The sequence below is a fragment of the Peribacillus kribbensis DSM 17871 genome (genome assembly GCF_000430765.1).
GTDB classification, from domain to species: domain Bacteria; phylum Bacillota; class Bacilli; order Bacillales; family DSM-1321; genus Paraperibacillus; species Paraperibacillus kribbensis.
In genome coordinates this window covers 193,564-214,144 of sequence record NZ_AUMQ01000029.1, presented here as the reverse complement: position 1 = coordinate 214,144, position 20,581 = coordinate 193,564, and the positions used below count along the sequence as shown (strand labels likewise).

Below are 20,581 nucleotides of genomic sequence, written 5' to 3'. Positions count from 1 at the left end.
GTTGTCCAGCTGCGAACTGAGACCCTCGAGTCATAATCCAAGCCGGCTATGAGAAGAAAAGCGCTTCCCACATCCGGCTCGTCTTATGCTTGTCGGGTCTCTGCCTGCTAAATAGGTTATAGTTATGCGAATAGTATGTGGAAATATTTATTTACATAAAGAGATTGTTCAGGAGGCACCGTTCTCCGCTTTTCTAGTTGTCCAGCTGCGAACTGCCATCCTCCCGTCATAAGCCAAAGCGCCCATGGGAAGAAGGAACACTTCCCATGGGCGCTTCGTCTTATGCTAGTCGGATGGCTGCCTGCAAATTAGTTTTTAAGTATGCGATAAGTATATAGAGACAATAGCATACACAAAAGATTTATTCAGCAGGTACCGCTTTCCGCTTTCAAAATAAAAAGGCACCCTTTTAGGATGCCGTCAGCATTATACGCGTTCTACTTTACCAGATTTAAGCGCTCTTGCAGAAACGTATACACGTTTAGGTTTACCGTTAACAAGAATGCGAACTTTTTGAAGGTTAGCACCCCAAGTACGTTTGTTAGCATTCATTGCGTGTGAGCGGTGGTTTCCGGAAGTAGTTCCTTTACCAGTGATTACACATTTACGTGCCATGCTTGATTCCCTCCTAACTACGAACATGCTTAAGGTATTTATCATTTCTCTTAAGTCATTAGAAACACTTTAATAATTTAACATAGATATTGAAAGAATGCAATAGGTGTGATGATGTCTTTCAAGAAAAATACCTTGACATAGAAAATAGTAAAAGCTGGCTTCTCCCTAGAGTCGAAAGAACAGGGCTTTTAAAACGAAGGTTACTATAGTAAAATGGTCTGTAGCTAAATGAGAATTTCTCTTAGGAAGGTGAAGGTAGATGTCCATTGAGTTGAATACGAAATACGGGCAGATTGATATATCCAATGATGTGATTGCCACTATTGCAGGCGGTGCAGCGATTGATTGCTATGGCATTGTGGGGATGGCTTCCAAAAAACAATTAAAAGACGGGATTGCTGAAATTCTCCGCAGAGAGAACTTTTCTAAAGGGGTCATCGTCCGCCAGGATAGCGAACAGGTCCATATTGACATGTACATAATTGTAAGCTATGGAACGAAGATATCTGAGATCGCGCATAATGTTCAATCGAAAGTGAAGTATACCCTGGACAAGACGATGGGATTGGAAGTGGATTCCGTAAATATATTTGTGCAGGGAGTTCGTGTAACGAACCCTTAATAAGGAGGAAAATTTGTGTCAATTACTAGCTTAGATGGAAAACGTTTTGCCGAAATGATTGTAAAGGGTGCCAACAGCCTGTCGGCCAATGCGAAATACGTAGACGCATTGAACGTTTTTCCTGTGCCTGACGGGGACACTGGGACAAATATGAATCTTTCCATGACCTCAGGGGCAAAAGAAGTAAAGAACAATGTTCAGGAGCACATTGGCAAGGTCGGGAATTCACTTGCCAAGGGATTGCTGATGGGAGCGCGCGGGAACTCCGGTGTCATACTTTCCCAGCTTTTCAGAGGTTTTGCCAAGTCTATTGAAAATAAAGCGCTGATCAATAGTGAAGAGTTTGCGAATGCACTGGAGGCGGGTGTCGGGACAGCGTACAAGGCTGTTATGAAGCCAGTTGAAGGAACGATTTTGACGGTGGCTAAAGATGCAGCAAAAGGTGCCGTGCAGTCAGCAAAGCAGAATGAAGATATCCTTAAGGTCATGGAGGATACGATCAGGGAAGCGAAAGCTTCTTTAAATCGAACTCCAGAACTCCTTCCGGTATTGAAGGAAGTTGGCGTCGTAGACAGCGGCGGGCAGGGGCTCGTTTTTGTTTATGAAGGATTCCTTGCAGAATTAAAAGGGGAAGACCTGCCGAATACACCTGCAAGCCATCCGACCATGGATGAGATGGTTAATGCTGAGCACCATAAATCCGTTCAGGGACATATCAGCACAGAAGACATTACCTTTGGGTATTGTACGGAATTCATGGTGAAATTTGAAGAGGACAAGCTTGCGGATTCTCCATTTTCTGAAGAAGAATTCAGGGAGCATTTAAGCCATTATGGCGACTCTTTATTGGTCGTGTCAGATGATGAAATTGTGAAGGTCCACATTCACTCCGAGCAGCCGGGTGAATGCCTGAATTATGGCCAGAAATTCGGCAGCCTGATTAAAATCAAAATAGATAACATGCGACAGCAGCATGAAGCGATAATCGGTGAAACCCATACACCTCTTCATGTAGAAAAAACAGAAGCACCAAAGAAGGAAGCGTTTGGAGTAGTCGCGATTGCGATGGGTGCAGGAATACGGGATATGTTTACCTCAATAGGAGCAAGATCTGTCATTGAAGGCGGTCAGACGATGAATCCAAGCACGGAGGATATCGTGGCAGCTATAAAGGATGCCAATGCCGAGACTGTCATCATCCTTCCAAATAATAAAAATATCATTATGGCAGCACAGCAGGCAGCAGAGGTAGTCGAGGAAAACGTCATCGTTATTCCTGCAAAAACAGTTCCTCAGGGTATTTCCGCATTGCTTTCTTTTAATCCGTCCCTATCTCCTGAAGAAAATGAAGCCAATATGGCTGAAGCTATCGGTCACGTAAAAACCGGGCAGATCACATATGCGGTGCGCGATACACATATAGAAGGTCTGACGATTGAGACCGGAGATTTCATGGGGATCGAAGAAGGAAAGATCACCGTGAAACATACCGATAAAGTCCAGGCGGCCAAAGACCTTTTGGGCTCCATGATGGATGAAGATTCAGAGATACTGACCATCATTTATGGGGAAGAAACGTCCGAAGAGGAAGTTGCTGAACTAACCGCATATTGTGAGGAAAAGTTCGAGGACGCAGAAGTGGAAGTCCATAATGGCAAGCAGCCCCTGTATTCTTTCATCTTCTCCATTGAGTAAGAATTTTAGGGCCTGGCATAAGTGCCGGCCCTTTTTTTATGCGGTACTAAGATGGAATCCTGCCTTAAACGTTTCAGAGAATTTTACTAGAATCGCAGATTAAGTGCATCGAATAGAAGTATTTGAGAAAAACCTTTTCAAACGGTGGAAAATTCGTTATGCTGTTTGTGCCATACTAATTGGGCAGCGTACTGGCAAGGCTTTAGATTCTATGAGTGTAAATATATGAAAGCCCTTACATTTGAATCGGCAGCCATACATTATCAATCCTTTTCAAGGGGGATGCATTACCTTATGAAGTATAAAAGTATTTTTGATATAATTGGACCAGTTATGATTGGGCCATCAAGTTCTCATACGGCGGGAGCGGCCAGGATTGGCCGGATGGCAAGAAGTTTATTTAATAGAGAACCTAAATGGGCAGAAATTTCGTTTTATGGATCATTTGCCAAAACTTATAAAGGTCACGGGACGGATGTAGCCATCGCAGGCGGCCTTCTGGATTTTGATACTGATGATGAAAGGATTATTCAGTCCCTTGACATTGCGGAAGAAAAGGGAATAAAGATCGCTTTTATCGAGGAAGATGCCATCACAGATCACCCCAATACGGCAAGGGTCCGGATCGGGGATGAAATCGGGGAGCTTGAACTTGTGGGGATATCCATAGGCGGCGGCAAGGTGGAGATTACCGAGCTTAATGGCTTTGAATTAAGGCTATCGGGCCACCATCCTGCGATTCTTGTGGTCCATGATGACCGCTATGGGGCCATTGCGGCCGTTGCAAATGTGCTAACCAAGCACCAAATCAATATCGGCCATATGGATGTATCGCGAAAAGAAGTTGGACAAATGGCGCTCATGACCATTGAAGTGGATCAGAACATAGATGATGCAGTGCTTGAAGAATTGACAGCACTTCCTAATATAACAAAGGTTACAAAAATTGTAGAGTAAGGCAGGGGGGATTCTTTTGTTCAGAAATGTAGCTGAATTAGTAGAATTGGCAGAAAGCCAGGGGAAAAAGATTTCTCAAGTCATGATCGAGCAGGAAATAGCGGTAACTGGCAGAACGCTCGAACAGGTCTTGAATCAGATGGACAAAAATCTTGAAGTCATGGAAAAAGCGGTGGAGAGGGGCCTAAAGGGAGTCCGCTCCCACTCGGGACTTACCGGCGGGGATGCGGTCCTTCTTCAGGAGTATATAAAAAAGGGCAATTTTCTCTCAGGGGAAATCATTCTGGATGCAGTCAGCAAGGCGGTTGCGACGAATGAAGTAAACGCGGCAATGGGGACCATCTGTGCGACCCCCACAGCAGGCTCTGCAGGTGTGGTGCCCGGGACTCTTTTTGCGGTGAAAAACAAGCTGAACCCGACACGTGAACAAATGATCGAATTTTTATTTGCTGCAGGTGCATTTGGTTTTGTGGTAGCCAATAATGCTTCCATTTCAGGCGCGGCGGGAGGCTGCCAGGCTGAAGTGGGTTCAGCTGCTGGGATGGCGGCCGCAGCCATCGTTGAAATGGCGGGCGGAACCCCTTCTCAGAGTGCTGAAGCAATGGCGATCACATTAAAGAATATGCTCGGGCTGGTATGTGATCCTGTTGCCGGGCTGGTTGAGGTTCCATGTGTGAAAAGAAATGCCATGGGGGCTGCTAATGCCATGGTGGCGGCAGACATGGCGCTTGCCGGTATAACAAGCAGAATTCCCTGCGATGAGGTCATCGATGCGATGTATAAAATTGGCCTTACCATGCCGGTGGGTCTGCGGGAGACTGCCCAGGGAGGTCTAGCGGCTACACCGACCGGAAGAGAGCTTGAGGCCAAAATCTTCGGTATATCGCTAGAATCAAAGAAATAGTGAACGACTTACATCAACTTCCCATCACCACGGTAAAAGGGATAGGAGAAGAAACAGCCCGTGCTCTGAACGAGATGAATATCAATAATGTGATGGATCTCTTTCTGCATTTCCCTTATCGGTATGAGGATTACCGTCTGAGGGACCTGGCCGAAGTGCAGCATGACGAGAGGGTCACTGTGGAAGGAGTCATTCACAGTGAGCCTTCTCTTGTTTATTACGGGCGTAAAAAATCCAAGCTGACGATCCGCCTGTTAGTAGGGAGATATCTCATCACCTGTGTATTTTTTAATCAGCCGTATTTAAAGAAAAATCTGGCGATCAGCCAGCCGGTGACTGTAACGGGAAAATGGGATAAGCACAGACAGACCATAACGGTTTCCAGCTACCAGACCGGGCAGCAGCAAAGGGACAGCCAGTTCGAGCCGGTGTATGCTGTAAAAGGGGATGTTACGGTAAAGGGGCTTAGAAGGTATTTGGCCGCTGCCTTTAAAGAGTTTGGCCAGGACATCAAGGAAATTCTGCCCGAGAATCTTATCAGGGATTACAAACTCCTGCACAGGAGGGATGCCTTGCGTGCCCTTCATTTTCCAGCGGATGAAAGGGACCTCCGTCATTCCAGGAGACGGATCGTTTATGAAGAATTCCTTTTATTCCAGCTCAAAATGCAGGCAATCCGCAAGGTTCAAAGGGAACAGTCAAAAGGCCTCAAACAAAAGTATGACATTGGGAAGTTGAAGGGCTTTATAGACAGCCTTCCTTTTCCGCTTACGGATGCACAAAAAAGAGTCGTGAATGAAATCCTGACAGATTTAAAGTCTCCGTATAGAATGAACCGCCTCCTGCAGGGAGATGTAGGCTCCGGCAAAACCGTCGTTTCGGCGATCGCGCTTTTCGCTGCCAACAGCGCTGGTTTCCAGGGAGCCCTTATGGTGCCGACGGAAATCCTTGCAGAACAGCATGCAAAGTCTCTGGAGGGGATGATGGAGCCCCATGGAATCCGCACAGCGCTTTTAACGAGCTCCATTAAAGGGAAAAAGCGGAGGGAAATATTAGGGCTGCTCGAAGCAGGGCAGATAGATATATTGATCGGAACACATGCACTGATTCAGGATGAAGTGAATTTCCAAAGTCTTGGCCTGGTCATTACCGATGAACAGCATAGATTCGGAGTAGAACAAAGAAGGGTCCTCCGTGAAAAAGGTGCCAGCCCTGACGTTTTATTCATGACTGCGACCCCGATACCAAGGACCCTTGCCATTACTGCCTTTGGAGAAATGGATGTTTCCATCATTGATGAAATGCCTGCTGGCCGGAAGAAAATCGAAACGTACTGGACAAAGCATGATACCCTCGACCGAGTATTGGGATTCGTGGGAAAAGAGCTGCGGCAGGGACGCCAGGCCTACGTGATCTGTCCTCTTATCGAAGAGTCGGAAAAGCTGGATCTGCAGAATGCTCTGGACGTCCACGGAACCCTGACCCAATATTTTCAGGGCCGCTTCCATGTAGGTCTTATGCACGGGAAGCTGCCTGCTGCTGAAAAAGAAGAAGTGATGAGGAGCTTCAGTACAAACGACATCCAGGTCCTCGTTTCCACCACGGTGGTGGAAGTAGGAGTCAATGTCCCTAATGCCACGGTAATGGTCATCTATGATGCAGAGCGGTTCGGTTTGTCCCAGCTCCATCAGCTGAGGGGAAGGGTCGGCCGGGGAAGTGATCAATCGTATTGTGTGCTGATTGCGGACCCTAAGAATGAAGTTGGAAAAGAAAGAATGAAAATTATGAGCGAGACCAATGACGGCTTTGTTCTTTCGGAAAAAGACCTTGAATTGAGGGGGCCGGGTGACTTCTTCGGGAAAAAACAAAGCGGAGTGCCCGAATTCAAAATGGCGGACATGGTCCATGATTACAGGGCGCTCGAGGTTGCCCGCAGCGATGCGGCAGCCCTTGTAAATTCAGATGTTTTTTGGAAAGATCCCGAATATGCACCGCTTAGGAACCATTTGAAAGAGTCAGGGGTCCTGTCGGGAGAGAAATTCGATTGAGAACCAAAGAAGCCGGGCTGGCAAAACACGCAGCCCGGCTTTGCTTTGCTCTATGAAGATCAGGACATGCGGATTTTTCGTGTTTATACACGATAAAATATAGGCAGGGATTTTGTTGCGGATTTATTATATAAGCCAAATGATGAGCTGGAAAGGACCGCATTGACGCTTTAAATTGACATTTTTCCGGGGGTCTATATATACTACTATTAGTACCTAGTCATAATAGTTCGGATGGTGAAAGTCTAAATGCGTCGGAGCAAAAAGGATCGCCAGCAGCTTTTGCTGGAGACAATCGGAGAAAATCCATTTGTAACGGATGAAGAGCTGGCTGAGAGGTTTGAGGTGAGTGTCCAGACGATAAGGCTGGACCGTCTTGAGTTGTCCATACCTGAGCTGAGGGAACGGATCAAGAGCGTGGCAGAGAAGAATCTTAGTGATGAAATCAAGGCGCTGCCGATTGAAGAGATAATTGGGGATATTATTGATATAGAGCTTGATAAGAATGCGATATCCATTTTTGATGTGAAGCATGAGCATGTCTTCAAGAGAAACGGGATCGCCCGGGGCCACCATCTGTTTGCCCAGGCCAATTCTCTGGCCGTTGCTGTGATTAATGATGAGCTCGCGCTGACGGCCAAAGCGAACATCCAATTTACCAGACAGGTAAAGGAAGGTGAACGGGTAATTGCCAAAGCACGGGTCGAGAACCGTTCTCTTCCGGGAAGAACGATTGTGGAAGTGGACAGCTGGGTCGGCGGTGAGCTTGTTTTCAAAGGCCAATTTGAAATGTACAGGTCGAATATAGACGAAAAGGAAGTATAATGCTATGAAAATTTCAATAGATGCTATGGGCGGAGATCATGCCCCTAAAGAAGTGGTTGGAGGGGCGGTAAAGGCCGTCAAAGCCTTTTCAGATCTTACGGTTGTATTATATGGAGATAAAGCCAGGATCCGGGAGCATTTAGAGGAGCACGACCGAATTGAAATTGTCCATACAGAAGAACAAATTCTGGCAACAGATGAACCTGTCAGGGCTGTCAGGAGAAAGAAAAATTCTTCTATGGTCCTGGCTGCACAGTCTGTCAGTGATGGGATTGCGGATGCCTGCATTTCTGCAGGCAATACGGGGGCGCTTATGGCTGCTGGACTATTTGTAGTCGGCCGGATTGAAGGAATTGAAAGGCCCGCATTATCTCCGACCCTGCCCACCATAGACGGCAAGGGATTTGTCCTCCTGGATGTAGGAGCCAATGCCGATGCAAAGGCAGAACATATTGTCCAGTATGCTTACATGGGTTCAGTGTACGCGGAAAAAGTACGGGGAATACATAGTCCCCGCGTAGGTCTTTTGAATATTGGGACCGAGGAAAAGAAGGGGAATGAACTGACCAAGGAGGCTTACGGCCTGCTAAAAGAAGCCGGCATTCACTTTATCGGCAATGTGGAAGCAAGGGATCTTCTGGACGGGGCTGCGGATGTCGTGGTCACAGACGGGTTTACAGGAAATATGGTCCTTAAGACATTGGAAGGAACGGCCCTCGGCATGTTCAAAATGATGAAAGAGGCTTTGACAAGCAATATGAAGAGCAAGCTGGCGGCAGCTGTTCTGAAGCCGCAGCTGAAGGAATTGAAAACCAAGCTTGATTATTCGGAGTATGGAGGTGCAGGACTTTTCGGTCTGAAGGCCCCTGTTATAAAGGCGCACGGTTCCTCTGATGCCAATGCCATTTATAATGCGGTCCGCCAGGCACGCGAAATGGTACAGAACGAAGTCAGCAGCACCATCCGTAAGATGATCGAGAAAAACTAAGTGGAGGGATTATTGATGGGTAAAATAGCGTTTGTCTTCCCAGGACAGGGATCCCAGACTGTAGGTATGGGAAAAGAACTATATGAGAAATATGAACATGTAAAGAATATATTTGATGAAGCAGATAAAAAGCTTGGGTTTCCATTAACAGAGCTGATCTTTCACGGCGACCAGGAGGAGCTGACCAAGACCTTCAATGCTCAGCCTGCACTCTTGACAGTCAGCACTGCAATCCTTCAGCTTCTGAAGGAAGCGGGCATCATCCCTGATTTTACTGCAGGGCACAGCCTTGGAGAATATTCTGCACTCGTTGCATCCGGTGCGCTTTCCTTTGAAGATGGAGTACATGCCGTAAGAAAACGGGGCGAGTACATGGAGGCGGCTGTTCCTCATGGCCAGGGCTCGATGGCTGCCGTACTGGGCCTTGAAAAGGAACTTCTTTCTTCTGTCACAGATGAAGTTTCCAGAGGGGGAGAGCCGGTTCAATTAGCCAATATAAACTGTCCGGGCCAGATCGTTATTTCCGGTTCTGCTGAAGGAGTGGCAAAGGCTGGAGAGCTCGCAAAGGAAAAAGGAGCAAAACGAGTGATTCCCCTCGTTGTAAGCGGTCCGTTCCATTCGGAATTGATGAAGCCGGCAGCTGGCAGCTTCCAGCAGGTACTGGATTCCATTCAGATTAATGAGGCTGAAGTTCCTGTCATTTCTAATGTAACGTCCAGAGAAATGACCGAACCCGGGGAAATTAAGCAGCGTTTGATCGAACAGCTCTATTCGCCGGTACTCTGGGAAGATTCTGTACATACATTGTTACATGCGGGTGTAGATACCTTCATTGAAATCGGGCCGGGCAAGGTGCTTTCGGGACTGATCAAAAAAGTGGACAGAAAAGCCCGTGTCTTTGCGGTCAGTGACCAGGATTCACTTGAAAAGACACTTGAAGCTCTAAGGGGGGACACAGAATGAAACTAGCCGGAAAAAATGCCCTTGTTACAGGGGCTTCCCGCGGGATCGGCAGAGAGATTGCCATCGCCCTTGCGAAAGAAGGCGCAAATGTTGCGGTGAATTATTCTGGAAGCAAAGAAAAGGCAGAGGAAGTAGCAGCAGAAATAAAAAAGCTTGGCAGGGATGCCTTTGCAATCCAGTGTGATGTTTCCAATGCTGAAGCGGTGAGTGAAATGGTCAAGCAGACGGCAGACCGTTTTGGCACGATTGACATTCTTGTCAACAACGCGGGAATCACAAAAGACAACCTTTTGATGCGTATGAAGGAAGATGAGTGGGATGATGTAATCAGCATCAACCTGAAGGGTGTTTTCTTATGCACAAAAGCTGTTACACGGCCCATGATGAAACAAAGATCAGGCAGGATCATCAATGTTGCATCCATAGTCGGAGTCAGCGGCAACGCAGGCCAGGCGAACTATGTAGCGGCAAAAGCGGGTGTTATCGGCTTAACTAAAACTACCGCGAAGGAGCTTGCCCCTAGAGGGATCCTTGTTAATGCGCTGGCTCCGGGCTTTATTACAACTGATATGACCGATAAGCTGACTGAAGATATGAAACAGGCAATGCTTGGACAGATTCCCCTTGCAAGGCTTGGGGAACCGGCAGATATCGCAAAAGTGGCAGTGTTCCTGGCATCTAATGACAGCTCGTATATGACAGGCCAGACCCTCCATGTGGATGGCGGTATGGTTATGTAATCAGTCCGTGCCCTGATGGTTATCTGGCAGAATATTTCCGCTCTTTAAATTTTCGGGATTTGACCTAATTTATCATTTATTATTTAAATGAAATACACTATAATGACTTGAGGGGAGGTGAGTAATATGGCAGAAGTTCTTGAACGCGTAACAAAGATCGTAGTTGACCGTTTAGGAGTCGATGAGTCAGAAGTAAAACTCGAAGCTTCTTTCAAAGACGATCTTGGTGCCGATTCCCTTGATGTAGTTGAGTTGGTTATGGAACTTGAAGACGAATTTGGAATGGAAATTTCAGATGATGACGCAGAAAAGATCGTCACAGTTGGAGACGCTGTGAATTACATACAAAGCACTATGTAATCCAATGTTTCTAGGAAAGATTGAAAGAGGCTGTCTCACAGCCTCTTTCTTTCATTTATGGACCCTTCTGTTTGTTCGGATGAAAGGTCCAATCCTATAGAGATAAAAAAACAGCACGAATACAAAAGGGGCCGTACCTCATTCTATTTTAAAATAAGGCAATCTTATGTATACTTAAACTTGGCTGTTTGATCCACAGAGCCAAGTTTCTTTGATTTTACAGCTAATAAAGGGAAACCTATTCATGAATGATAGATTTTAAAGAGTGGCGGAGGATTTTATGCGCAGGAATGGTAAAAAGTATAAAACATCTTATAAAGAGTTCGTTTTTAAAAGCTTTCAGGAGAAAGTTGGATTCCAATTTTCCAATGAAGCACTCTTACAGCAAGCATTTACCCATTCATCCTATGTGAATGAGCATCGCCGCAAGCCGTACGAAGATAATGAAAGGCTTGAATTTTTGGGTGATGCCGTACTTGAGTTGACTGTTTCACAATACCTGTTCCAAAAATATGCAACCATGACCGAAGGAGAGCTTACCAAATTACGGGCAGCCATTGTCTGCGAACCGTCCCTTGTGGGATTTGCCAATGACCTGGATTTCGGTGAATTAATCCTGCTTGGGAAGGGTGAGGAGATGACAGGGGGAAGATCCCGTCCTGCCCTTTTGGCGGATGTTTTTGAAGCATTTGTAGGAGCCTTGTACTTAGATCAGGGTTTAGAGGCAGTCGTGAAATTCCTGGAAAGAACGGTATTCCCTAAAATTAACGATGGTGCTTTTTCTCATGTGATGGATTATAAGAGCCAGCTTCAGGAGTTGATTCAGCGTGACGGGGCAGGAGCACTTGAATATAAAATCCTGCAGGAAAAGGGTCCCGCCCATAATCGTGAGTTCATTTCGGTTGTATGTCTGAACGGGAATGAGCTTGGGAAAGGTTCTGGAAGATCAAAGAAGGAAGCGGAACAGCATGCTGCCGAACAGGCCTTAAAAAAACTGAAAGAACAACAATAACAGAGTTTGAAATGCAGAAGATAGAGGGGGAAATAGGTTGTTCCTCAAACGATTGGAAGTAGTAGGGTTCAAGTCCTTCGCAGAGCGCATTGAGGTTGAATTCGTACCTGGTGTCACTGCGGTGGTCGGACCCAACGGAAGTGGAAAGAGCAACATCATTGATGCTGTACGCTGGGTGCTTGGAGAGCAGTCTGCCAAGTCCCTGCGCGGCGGAAAAATGGAGGATATCATCTTTGCGGGGAGTGACTCACGGAAAGCTCTCAATTATGCCGAGGTTACCCTGACCCTTGATAACGAAGAAAGAGTCCTTCCTTTGGAATATCAGGAAATAAGTGTGACAAGAAGGGTATATCGTTCCGGTGACAGTGAGTTCTTTATTAATAAACAATCCTGCAGGCTGAAGGATATTATCGATCTATTCATGGATTCCGGCCTTGGAAAAGAAGCCTTTTCTATCATCAGCCAGGGGAAGGTAGAAGAAATTTTAAGCAGCAAGCCGGAAGACCGGAGATCCATCTTTGAAGAGGCTGCCGGTGTTCTTAAATATAAGAACCGGAAGAAAAAAGCGGAGCATAAGCTCTTTGAGACACAGGAAAATTTAAACAGGGTACAGGATATCCTGTATGAATTGGATGCACAGGTTGAACCCCTGAAGATTCAGTCTTCCATAGCTAAAGAATATTTGGAGAAAAAAGATGAACTGAAAGAATTCGAAGTAGCGTTAACCGTCTTTGACATTGAAGCGCTGCACAAGAAATGGGAAGAGCTCTCCCATGAATATGAGCGGCACAAAGTGCAGGAGCTTGCAATGTCTGAGGATCTCCAGAAAAAAGAAGGACTGGTTAATCAGTATCGAAACACGATTGCTTCATTGGATCACGATATTAATAGGCTGCAGGAAAAGCTTTTACATGCCAGTGAGGAACTGGAGAAGCTTGAGGGGCGCAAAGAAGTTCTAAAAGAGCGTAAAAAGAATGCATCACAGAATAAGGTTCAGCTGGAAAAAGCCATAACCGAAGCATCCGGAAGGCTTCAGCATTTAAAGGACCAAAAAGAAGCGGAAAGGCTCCAGCTGGTCCAATTAGAAGAGGAAACTCATTCCCTTCAGGCTTCAGTTTCTGAAAAACAAAAGCTGATGTCCACGTTAAAGGTGGATATTGAAGAAACCATTGAAGCACTTAAAAGTGAGTATATAGAAGTTCTTAACAGGCAGGCGGCAGCAAGGAATGAATTCCAGATTCTCGAGCAGCAGCTGCAGTTCCAATCTTCGAAAAGCACCAGATTGGATGAGCAAAATGCTCAATATCTCGCCGAACGCACCAGGGTGGATGCCGGAAAATCCAAATTAGTACAGGAATTGAAGCTGCTCCAGGAACAGATGGAGGAACAAATCCACTTATTCAGAAAACAGCAGAGCCAGCTGGATAATTTGAAAAACAATTATCAAAAGCAGGAAAAAACGCTGTATCAAGCCTTGCAATATCTTCAGCAGGCAAAGTCGCGGAAGGAAATGCTGGAGGAGATGGATGAGGACTATGCCGGCTTTTTTCAGGGAGTAAAGGAAGTTCTAAAAGCCAAGCAATCGGTTCTTTCAGGAATCGAAGGAGCGGTCGCTGAACTCATTGAGGTTCCCAGGGACTATCAGACTGCTGTTGAGATCGCCCTGGGAGGGGCTGCCCAGCATATCGTAGTGGACCGCGAAGAAAATGCCAGAAAAGCAATCGCCTTTTTAAAGAAGAATTCATATGGCAGGGCTACGTTCCTGCCGATGTCTGTCATCAGGGCAAAATCCATTCCGGAATCGGCCGAAAGGCAGCTTAAAAGTTCTGCAGCCTATATAGGCACTGCCTCTGAGCTAATTAAATATGATGCAAAATACCGGGATATCGTAGGGAATCTTCTTGGCAGCATCATCATTGCCCGGGATCTGCAGGGGGCCAATGAGCTTGCAAGAATGACGGGACAGCGATACCGCTTTGTCACCCTTGAAGGCGATGTGGTAAATCCAGGAGGATCCATGACCGGTGGAGCCATCAAACAAAAAGCATCCTCTCTTCTTTCGCGAAAGAGCGAGCTGGAAGAGCTAAAGCAAAAGCTTGTTGATATGGACGAAAAAACCGGAAAGCTTCAGCAGCATGTCCAGGTATTAAAACGGGATATCGAAAGCCAGGAAATAAGACTTGAGGAGGTCCGTGCAAGCGGGGAAAAGCTCCGCCTGCAGGAACAGGCCTTAAAAGGCGAAATCCGGGAAGTAGAAATCCAAGAAAAGAATATTAATGACCGGCTTGCCGTATACGACCTTGAAAAGGTTTCAGCCGAAGAGGAAAGCAAGGCAAGGCTTGAACGGAAGGAAGCGGTCGTGAAGCTGCTGGCTGCCTGCGGCGAGGAAGTGGAAAAGCTTAATTCGGAGATCGAATCCCTGACAGAGCAGAAGCAGAACCAGACCTCCTCGAGGGAAGCCCTGTCTGAGGAATTGAATGAGCTGAAAATCAAGCTGGCCACGAAAAAAGAACAGCTTCAGAATCAAAGAGATAAATATAATCGGATTATTGAAGAACATGAACTATTATCAGAGAGACATCGTGAGTATACGGAAGATCTCTCCCTATTGAGTAATGAAATGCAGAATGATTTCAGCGGTGAAAATCTCATTGAAGAAGCGGCCCGGCAGAAGCTTGTGGAAAAAAATCAAGCGTTTGAGCTGCTCAATGAGAAAAAGGTACGCCGGTCTGAGTGCCATTCCGAGCTTGAATCCAATGAAGCTCTCCTCAAGGAAGTTATGCGCCAGCATAAGGGGCTTTCAGAGGCCCTGAAAGATGAGGAAGTAAAATTGAACAGGCTGGATGTGGAACTGGATAATAAGCTCGTCCATCTTCAGAAGGAATATCTGCTTTCATTTGAGGCGGCAAAGGAAGGGCATCCGCTGAGGATCCCAGCTGAGGAAGCAAGGAAAAAGGTGAAGCTGATTAAGCTTGCCATTGAAGAGCTGGAGCCGGTCAATATAGGGGCCATAGATGAATATACTCGGGTATACGAACGATATGAATTCCTGCTTGAGCAGAAAAATGACCTCCAGGAAGCGAAGGATACACTGTTCCAGGTCATAGAGGAAATGGATGAAGAAATGAAGCGGAGATTCCGTGCTTCCTTCTATGCTATCAAGGAACAATTTGCTGAAGTGTTCCCTGCCTTATTCGGAGGCGGAAGGGCTGAACTGAAGCTGACACAGCCGGAAGATCTTCTTCATACCGGTGTCGAGATCGTTGCTCAGCCCCCAGGGAAAAAGCTGCAGAATCTTGGGCTTCTTTCCGGCGGGGAACGGGCATTGACTGCTATCGCCCTCCTATTCGCCATCCTGAAAGTAAGGCCCGTGCCTTTCTGTATACTGGATGAAGTGGAGGCTGCCCTGGATGACGCAAACGTTTATCGTTTCAGTCATTATCTGAAACGTTTCAGTGAAGAAACGCAGTTTATCGTTATTACTCACAGAAAAGGGACCATGGAGGAAGCGGATGTCCTATATGGAATCACCATGCAGGAATCCGGAGTGTCCAAGCTGGTTTCCGTGAGGCTTGAGGACACGAAACAATTCGTATAAGGATGTGTGACCATGAGTTTTTTTAAGAAGCTGAAAGAGAAGTTTACGCAGCAGAGTGATGCTGTTACGGATAAATTCAAGCAGGGACTCACCAAGACCCGGGACTCCTTTACCGGAAGAGTCAATGACCTTGTTGCCCGTTACCGGAAAGTCGATGAAGATTTCTTTGAAGAATTGGAGGAAATCCTATTTCAGGCAGATGTGGGATATGAAACCGTTGAGCAGCTGATTGAAGAATTGAAGATGGAAGTGAAACGGAAGAACATCCAGGATCCGGTGCAGGTCCAGTCTGTTATTTCTGAAAAGCTGGTCGATATTTATGAAAGCAAGGGAGATTCAAATCCAGCTCTAAACATTCAGGAGGAAGGTCTTACGGTCATCTTGTTTGTAGGAGTGAATGGTGTCGGAAAGACCACTACTATCGGAAAGCTTGCCCATCAGCTTAAGGAAGAGGGAAAGAAAGTCATCCTCGCTGCTGGAGATACATTCAGGGCTGGTGCGATTGAACAGCTTGAGGTCTGGGGAGACCGTGCCGGGGTCGAGGTCATCAAACAGGCTGCAGGGTCTGACCCGGCAGCCGTTATGTTTGATGCCCTACAGGCAGCAAAAGCAAGAGGAGCCGATGTGCTGATCTGTGATACAGCTGGAAGGCTTCAAAATAAAGTCAATCTGATGAAGGAGCTGGAGAAGGTTAAGCGCGTTATAGAAAGGGAAGTGCCGGGAGCGCCGCATGAGGTCCTCCTGGTCCTTGATGCGACAACCGGCCAAAATGCCCTGAACCAGGCGAAAACCTTCAAGGAAGCGACAAATGTGTCCGGAATCGTCCTGTCCAAACTGGATGGAACGGCAAAGGGGGGAATTGTCCTCGCGATCCGCAATGAGCTCGAAATTCCGGTGAAGTTTGTGGGCCTCGGAGAAAAAATGGATGATCTGCAGGTATTCGATCCCGAAAAATACGTGTACGGTCTATTTGCCAATTTGATTGATAAAGAGCCGGAGGAATACTCGGCGCCTGAATGATGCAAAAGTGGCTGGCCCGGTTAAAAACAACTGGGCCAGCCTTATTCCCTGCTCGGACCTGCTGTAAAGTATTTTTCTTGACATCGATTTAGGTGTCATGTAGAATGATATTTTGTAAAGGGTTTTCACTTAACACAAGGGAGGGTGGCCCATGCTCGAAAAAACTACGCGGATGAATTATCTATACGATTTTTATTATTCGCTGTTAACTGAAAAACAACAGAGTTATATGTCACTCTATTATTTAGATGACTACTCCCTTGGAGAGATAGCTGAAGAGTTTAATGTCAGCCGTCAAGCGGTCTATGACAACATCAAAAGAACTGAAGCTATGCTTGAGGATTATGAAGCAAAGCTGTTATTATTTCAAAAATTCCAAGAGCGAAAAGAAATTATCGCCGTTTTAAAAAAGTATGCGGAAAACCCGGCTTCTTCGAAAGAGGATCTTTTAAAAGCGGCAGCCTCGCTCGAAAATCTGGATTAGGGAGGCGGCAGTATGGCATTTGAAAGTTTAGCCGACCGATTGCAGAACACGTTCCAGCGGATTCGGGGAAAAGGCAAAGTTAACGAAGCTGATGTAAAAGAAATGATGCGTGAGGTCCGTCTTGCACTTCTTGAAGCGGATGTTAACTTTAAAGTAGTGAAAGACTTTGTGAAAAAAGTCAGTGAACGTGCCGTTGGACAGGAAGTGCTAAAAAGCCTGTCCCCCGGACAGCAGGTCATTAAAGTCGTACAGGAAGAATTGACCGAGCTGATGGGAGGAGAGCAAAGCAAGATCGCTGTTTCCAGCAGGCCGCCTACCGTCATCATGATGGTCGGCCTGCAGGGTGCGGGGAAAACGACCACAACGGGAAAGCTTGCGAACCTCCTGCGGAAAAAATACAACAGGAAGCCGCTTCTTGTGGCTGCGGACATCTATCGTCCTGCAGCGATCAAACAGCTTGAGACTCTTGGCAAGCAGCTGGACTTCCCGGTATTCTCACTTGGTGACCAGGTCAGCCCGGTTGAAATTGCCAGACAGGCCATTGCGAAAGCAAAGGAAGAACACCATGACTATGTATTGATTGATACTGCAGGCCGCCTTCATGTAGATGAAGAGCTCATGGGTGAGCTTAAGGAAATCCAGGAACTTTCCTCCCCCGATGAAATCTTCCTTGTTGTGGATGCCATGACTGGCCAGGATGCCGTCAATGTAGCCCAGAGCTTCAATGAACAGCTCGGGCTGACTGGGGTCGTGCTGACCAAGCTGGACGGCGATACAAGAGGGGGGGCAGCGCTTTCGATCCGCGCTGTAACCAAGACACCGATCAAGTTCGTCGGTATGGGTGAAAAGATGGATGCCCTTGAACCATTCCATCCGGAGCGGATGGCTTCCCGTATACTCGGGATGGGAGATGTCCTCACTCTGATCGAGAAAGCCCAGGCTAATGTAGACGCTGATAAAGCGAAAGAGCTGGAGCAGAAGATGAGAACCATGTCATTTACATTCGATGATTTTCTGGAGCAGCTCGGCCAGGTACGCTCGATGGGCCCGCTTGATGACTTATTGAAGATGCTTCCCGGAGCCAATAAGATGAAGGGCCTTAACAATATCTCCATCGATGAGAAGCAGATTGGACGAGTTGAAGCCATCATAAAATCCATGACATCGAATGAAAAAGAGCAGCCTGAAATCATCAATGCCGGCCGCAGAAAACGGATTGCCAAGGGAAGCGGGACGACCATCCAGGAAGTGAACCGCCTGTTAAAGCAGTTTGAGGACATGAAGAAAATGATGAAACAGATGACCAATATGCAAAAAGGGAAAAAGAAAGGCTTTAAATTCCCTTTCATGTAAGGAGTTTTTCGTCTGTTAAGAAAAAAACCTTTACAACCTGAAATGTGTTTGGTATTATATTATCTTGTGTGAAACTATTCGGAGGTGCTTATATAAAATGGCAGTAAAAATTCGCTTAAAACGTATGGGAGCTAAAAAATCTCCTTTCTATCGTATTGTAGTTGCAGATTCCCGCGCACCACGCGACGGACGTTCAATTGAAACAATCGGAACTTACAACCCTGTTACAGAACCAGCTACAATCAACATCAACGACGAACTAGCTCTTAAATGGATGCAAAATGGTGCAAAACCATCTGACACAGTTCGCAACCTATTCTCTAAACAAGGCATCATGGAAAAATTTCATAATGCTAAAAGCGGCAAATAATCATCCGCTGCGATGAAGGAATTAATCCAAACAATTGTTAAGCCCCTTGTGGATCATCCGGATGACGTTCGCGTTTCTGTGAACGAAGAAGGTGAAAAGATCATCTATTCCCTTTCTGTAAACAAGGAAGATATGGGAAAGGTAATCGGGAAACAGGGGCGTGTAGCTAAGGCGATTCGAACTGTAGTCTATGCAGCAGGATCATCACAGCACAAGAAGATTTATTTGGAGATATCCGAATAAAGGAGGGTCTTAGGCCCTCCTTTTTTGCTATATAAAATTAAATTCTTTTTTAGTACATAACAAGTTTTTTTGAATGGAGGAGCTGGAAATGGAAATTCTTCAAACAGTTATAGTGAAGCATGTACTGACCGAGACCAGCAAGAATCAACTCCTGGAAAAATACGAGCACAATAAGGGTCAGCTCTTAAAGGAATGCGGCCAGCTGCGCTTTGAATTAAAAAAAATGGAAAAAATGAAAAAAATGCATCCTGGCAGTTTAAAAGTACACTTTGAGAAGGAAATTAACAAAAGACAGGAAAAAATAAAAATGCTTGATTTCCAAATCGACCAGCTGGGTCTCCTTCCTTTAGGCAGTGAGCTGAAGGATCGGGAACTTCAGGCTATTGTAAAAGTGGAAGTGGGGCAGGTCTGGGATGAGGCAATAGGTACGAAAACCATTGTGGTGAAGGACGGAATGATTACGGAAATACGTTAAAGGTGTGGTTAGAATGGATAAATGGTTTAATGTGGGGAAAATCGTCAATACCCATGGAATTAGAGGTGAGGTCCGGGTGATTTCTAAGACGGACTTTTCAGAAGAACGATACAAAAAAGGAAATAAACTGTACTTCTTCGCAGAAAAGAGTACAGAGCCTGTTGAGCTGGCCATTAAATCGCACAGGAAACATAAAAATTTCGACCTGCTTACGTTTGAAGGCTATGATAATGTGAATCAGGTGGAAAAACTCAAAGGCGGTTTACTAAAAGTATCCGATTCCCAGCTGCATGAGCTTGAAGAAGGGGAATATTATTACCATGAAATCATCGGCTGCATGGTGGTGACCCTCGAAGGGGAGGAAATTGGGACAATCCGTGAAGTATTGGCTCCCGGTGCAAATGATGTCTGGGTGGTAAAAGGAAAAAGGGGAAAAGAGATTTTAATTCCCTACATCGAAGATATTGTCAAAGAAATCAACATTGTGGATAAGCAGATAAAAATTCTTCCTATGGAAGGGTTGTTAGACTAATGAAAATTGATGTTTTGACACTGTTCCCTGAGATGTTTGCCGGAGTGCTGGGCAGTTCCATCCTGAAGAAGGCGCAGGAAAAAGAGGCAGTCTCATACAACGTCACAAACTTCCGGGAATTCGCCGACAATAAGCATAATACTGTAGATGATTATCCATATGGCGGCGGAGCAGGGATGGTCCTGAAACCCCAGCCGATCTTTGATGCTGTGGATGCCCTTAAAAAAGAGGCAGGAAGCAAAGAGCCGAGGGTCGTGCTGCTTTGCCCGCAGGGTGAAAGATTCAGCCAAAAAAAGGCGGAAGAACTTTCGCAAGAAGAGCACTTGATTTTCATATGCGGCCATTATGAAGGCTATGATGAGAGGATCAGAACTCATGTGGTTACGGATGAAATCTCGATCGGCGATTATGTCCTGACCGGCGGGGAACTGGGTGCAATGGTCGTGATCGACAGCGTTGTGAGACTCCTTCCTGGAGTTTTGGGCAATGAAGAATCCCCGATTAAGGATTCCTTCTCTACGGGATTGCTGGAGCATCCCCACTACACCCGGCCTGCGGACTTTAGGGGAATCAAGGTGCCGGATATCCTGCTGTCAGGGAATCATGCCCGGATCGAGGAATGGAGAACCAAGGAATCTCTGAGGAGGACCCTCACCAGGAGGCCGGACCTGCTGGAAAACTATCCATTAAGCGAGAAAGAAAAGATCTGGCTTGAAGAAGTAAAGAAAGATTGATAAAGTTCCTGAAAAGAAGATAAATGATATTGCAACTGTC

Annotated in this window: 21 protein-coding genes; 20 read left to right on the top strand and 1 reads right to left on the bottom strand. The window is 46.2% G+C overall.

Annotated features, from left to right (window positions below; all coding sequences use genetic code 11):
- Nucleotides 1-426: 426 nt before the first annotated feature.
- Nucleotides 427-615 carry a 50S ribosomal protein L28 gene (gene rpmB / locus H539_RS0104400; protein ID WP_026692536.1) on the bottom strand — a complete coding sequence of 63 codons (189 nt, stop codon included), beginning with the start codon at nucleotides 613-615 and terminating at the stop codon, nucleotides 427-429.
- Nucleotides 616-877: 262 nt separating this feature from the next.
- Between rpmB and H539_RS0104395 the strand changes: the two genes are divergently transcribed.
- From H539_RS0104395 to trmD, 20 genes are all read left to right on the top strand, one after another.
- Nucleotides 878-1,240 (top strand): Asp23/Gls24 family envelope stress response protein, encoded by a 363-nt coding sequence (locus H539_RS0104395; RefSeq protein WP_026692535.1) that lies wholly within the window; start codon nucleotides 878-880, stop codon nucleotides 1,238-1,240.
- A gap of 15 nt (nucleotides 1,241-1,255) precedes the next feature.
- On the top strand, nucleotides 1,256-2,935 hold the full coding sequence (locus tag H539_RS0104390) for a DAK2 domain-containing protein (RefSeq protein ID WP_026692534.1): 1,680 nt from the start codon (nucleotides 1,256-1,258) through the stop codon (nucleotides 2,933-2,935).
- Nucleotides 2,936-3,229: 294 nt separating this feature from the next.
- A complete protein-coding gene (gene sdaAB, locus H539_RS0104385) occupies nucleotides 3,230-3,892 on the top strand; it encodes an L-serine ammonia-lyase, iron-sulfur-dependent subunit beta (RefSeq protein WP_026692533.1) in 663 nt (220 codons plus the stop codon).
- A 16-nt stretch (nucleotides 3,893-3,908) separates the two neighbouring features.
- The gene (gene sdaAA / locus H539_RS0104380; protein WP_026692532.1) at nucleotides 3,909-4,796 is read left to right on the top strand and encodes an L-serine ammonia-lyase, iron-sulfur-dependent, subunit alpha; all 888 of its coding nucleotides are present in this window, start codon (nucleotides 3,909-3,911) and stop codon (nucleotides 4,794-4,796) included.
- Nucleotides 4,796-6,844 (top strand): ATP-dependent DNA helicase RecG, encoded by a 2,049-nt coding sequence (gene recG / locus H539_RS0104375; RefSeq protein WP_026692531.1) that lies wholly within the window; start codon nucleotides 4,796-4,798, stop codon nucleotides 6,842-6,844. Before sdaAA ends, recG begins: the two co-directional genes overlap by 1 nt.
- A gap of 249 nt (nucleotides 6,845-7,093) precedes the next feature.
- Nucleotides 7,094-7,669 (top strand): transcription factor FapR, encoded by a 576-nt coding sequence (fapR, locus tag H539_RS0104370; RefSeq protein WP_026692530.1) that lies wholly within the window; start codon nucleotides 7,094-7,096, stop codon nucleotides 7,667-7,669.
- Nucleotides 7,670-7,673: 4 nt separating this feature from the next.
- The gene (gene plsX, locus H539_RS0104365) at nucleotides 7,674-8,657 is read left to right on the top strand and encodes a phosphate acyltransferase PlsX (protein ID WP_026692529.1); all 984 of its coding nucleotides are present in this window, start codon (nucleotides 7,674-7,676) and stop codon (nucleotides 8,655-8,657) included.
- 15 nt (nucleotides 8,658-8,672) lie between these two features.
- Nucleotides 8,673-9,620, top strand: coding sequence for an ACP S-malonyltransferase (gene fabD, locus H539_RS0104360; protein ID WP_026692528.1), 948 nt, complete (start codon nucleotides 8,673-8,675; stop codon nucleotides 9,618-9,620).
- Nucleotides 9,617-10,360 carry a 3-oxoacyl-[acyl-carrier-protein] reductase gene (gene fabG / locus H539_RS0104355; protein WP_026692527.1) on the top strand — a complete coding sequence of 248 codons (744 nt, stop codon included), beginning with the start codon at nucleotides 9,617-9,619 and terminating at the stop codon, nucleotides 10,358-10,360. The genes fabD and fabG overlap by 4 nt, the downstream gene beginning before the upstream one ends.
- Before the next feature lie 126 nt (nucleotides 10,361-10,486).
- On the top strand, nucleotides 10,487-10,720 hold the full coding sequence (locus H539_RS0104350; RefSeq protein ID WP_026692526.1) for an acyl carrier protein: 234 nt from the start codon (nucleotides 10,487-10,489) through the stop codon (nucleotides 10,718-10,720).
- Nucleotides 10,721-11,000: 280 nt separating this feature from the next.
- The gene (gene rnc / locus H539_RS0104345; RefSeq protein WP_026692525.1) at nucleotides 11,001-11,732 is read left to right on the top strand and encodes a ribonuclease III; all 732 of its coding nucleotides are present in this window, start codon (nucleotides 11,001-11,003) and stop codon (nucleotides 11,730-11,732) included.
- A gap of 37 nt (nucleotides 11,733-11,769) precedes the next feature.
- The gene (smc, locus tag H539_RS0104340; RefSeq protein ID WP_026692524.1) at nucleotides 11,770-15,330 is read left to right on the top strand and encodes a chromosome segregation protein SMC; all 3,561 of its coding nucleotides are present in this window, start codon (nucleotides 11,770-11,772) and stop codon (nucleotides 15,328-15,330) included.
- 12 nt (nucleotides 15,331-15,342) lie between these two features.
- Entirely contained in the window at nucleotides 15,343-16,350 is a 1,008-nt protein-coding gene (gene ftsY / locus H539_RS0104335) for a signal recognition particle-docking protein FtsY (RefSeq protein ID WP_026692523.1), read from the top strand.
- 151 nt (nucleotides 16,351-16,501) lie between these two features.
- Complete coding sequence (locus H539_RS0104330; RefSeq protein ID WP_026692522.1) at nucleotides 16,502-16,834, top strand: putative DNA-binding protein; 333 nt, start codon at nucleotides 16,502-16,504, stop codon at nucleotides 16,832-16,834.
- Between the two features lie 12 nt (nucleotides 16,835-16,846).
- Nucleotides 16,847-18,187, top strand: a complete 1,341-nt coding sequence (gene ffh / locus H539_RS0104325; protein ID WP_026692521.1) for a signal recognition particle protein — start codon at nucleotides 16,847-16,849, stop codon at nucleotides 18,185-18,187.
- Nucleotides 18,188-18,284: 97 nt separating this feature from the next.
- On the top strand, nucleotides 18,285-18,557 hold the full coding sequence (rpsP, locus tag H539_RS0104320) for a 30S ribosomal protein S16 (protein ID WP_026692520.1): 273 nt from the start codon (nucleotides 18,285-18,287) through the stop codon (nucleotides 18,555-18,557).
- Between the two features lie 12 nt (nucleotides 18,558-18,569).
- On the top strand, nucleotides 18,570-18,800 hold the full coding sequence (locus H539_RS0104315) for a KH domain-containing protein (protein WP_026692519.1): 231 nt from the start codon (nucleotides 18,570-18,572) through the stop codon (nucleotides 18,798-18,800).
- An 88-nt stretch (nucleotides 18,801-18,888) separates the two neighbouring features.
- The gene (locus tag H539_RS0104310) at nucleotides 18,889-19,275 is read left to right on the top strand and encodes a YlqD family protein (protein WP_026692518.1); all 387 of its coding nucleotides are present in this window, start codon (nucleotides 18,889-18,891) and stop codon (nucleotides 19,273-19,275) included.
- Nucleotides 19,276-19,288: 13 nt separating this feature from the next.
- Nucleotides 19,289-19,807 carry a ribosome maturation factor RimM gene (rimM, locus tag H539_RS0104305; RefSeq protein ID WP_026692517.1) on the top strand — a complete coding sequence of 173 codons (519 nt, stop codon included), beginning with the start codon at nucleotides 19,289-19,291 and terminating at the stop codon, nucleotides 19,805-19,807.
- Entirely contained in the window at nucleotides 19,807-20,541 is a 735-nt protein-coding gene (gene trmD / locus H539_RS0104300) for a tRNA (guanosine(37)-N1)-methyltransferase TrmD (protein WP_026692516.1), read from the top strand. The genes rimM and trmD overlap by 1 nt, the downstream gene beginning before the upstream one ends.
- The last annotated feature ends 40 nt before the right edge of the window (nucleotides 20,542-20,581 follow it).

Excerpts from the sequence above, each read along its gene's own strand:
- H539_RS0104315 (WP_026692519.1), top strand. The coding sequence starts at position 18,570 with ATGAAGGAATTAATCCAAACAATTGTTAAGCCCCTTGTGGATCATCCG.
- rnc (WP_026692525.1), top strand. The coding sequence starts at position 11,001 with ATGCGCAGGAATGGTAAAAAGTATAAAACATCTTATAAAGAGTTCGTT.
- ffh (WP_026692521.1), top strand. The coding sequence starts at position 16,847 with ATGGCATTTGAAAGTTTAGCCGACCGATTGCAGAACACGTTCCAGCGG.
- fabG (WP_026692527.1), top strand. The coding sequence starts at position 9,617 with ATGAAACTAGCCGGAAAAAATGCCCTTGTTACAGGGGCTTCCCGCGGG.
- rimM (WP_026692517.1), top strand. The coding sequence starts at position 19,289 with ATGGATAAATGGTTTAATGTGGGGAAAATCGTCAATACCCATGGAATT.
- H539_RS0104350 (WP_026692526.1), top strand. The coding sequence starts at position 10,487 with ATGGCAGAAGTTCTTGAACGCGTAACAAAGATCGTAGTTGACCGTTTA.
- H539_RS0104330 (WP_026692522.1), top strand. The coding sequence starts at position 16,502 with ATGCTCGAAAAAACTACGCGGATGAATTATCTATACGATTTTTATTAT.
- fabD (WP_026692528.1), top strand. The coding sequence starts at position 8,673 with ATGGGTAAAATAGCGTTTGTCTTCCCAGGACAGGGATCCCAGACTGTA.
- plsX (WP_026692529.1), top strand. The coding sequence starts at position 7,674 with ATGAAAATTTCAATAGATGCTATGGGCGGAGATCATGCCCCTAAAGAA.
- ftsY (WP_026692523.1), top strand. The coding sequence starts at position 15,343 with ATGAGTTTTTTTAAGAAGCTGAAAGAGAAGTTTACGCAGCAGAGTGAT.
- H539_RS0104395 (WP_026692535.1), top strand. The coding sequence starts at position 878 with ATGTCCATTGAGTTGAATACGAAATACGGGCAGATTGATATATCCAAT.
- rpsP (WP_026692520.1), top strand. The coding sequence starts at position 18,285 with ATGGCAGTAAAAATTCGCTTAAAACGTATGGGAGCTAAAAAATCTCCT.
- rpmB (WP_026692536.1), bottom strand. The coding sequence starts at position 615 with ATGGCACGTAAATGTGTAATCACTGGTAAAGGAACTACTTCCGGAAAC.
- trmD (WP_026692516.1), top strand. The coding sequence starts at position 19,807 with ATGAAAATTGATGTTTTGACACTGTTCCCTGAGATGTTTGCCGGAGTG.
- sdaAB (WP_026692533.1), top strand. The coding sequence starts at position 3,230 with ATGAAGTATAAAAGTATTTTTGATATAATTGGACCAGTTATGATTGGG.
- fapR (WP_026692530.1), top strand. The coding sequence starts at position 7,094 with ATGCGTCGGAGCAAAAAGGATCGCCAGCAGCTTTTGCTGGAGACAATC.
- H539_RS0104310 (WP_026692518.1), top strand. The coding sequence starts at position 18,889 with ATGGAAATTCTTCAAACAGTTATAGTGAAGCATGTACTGACCGAGACC.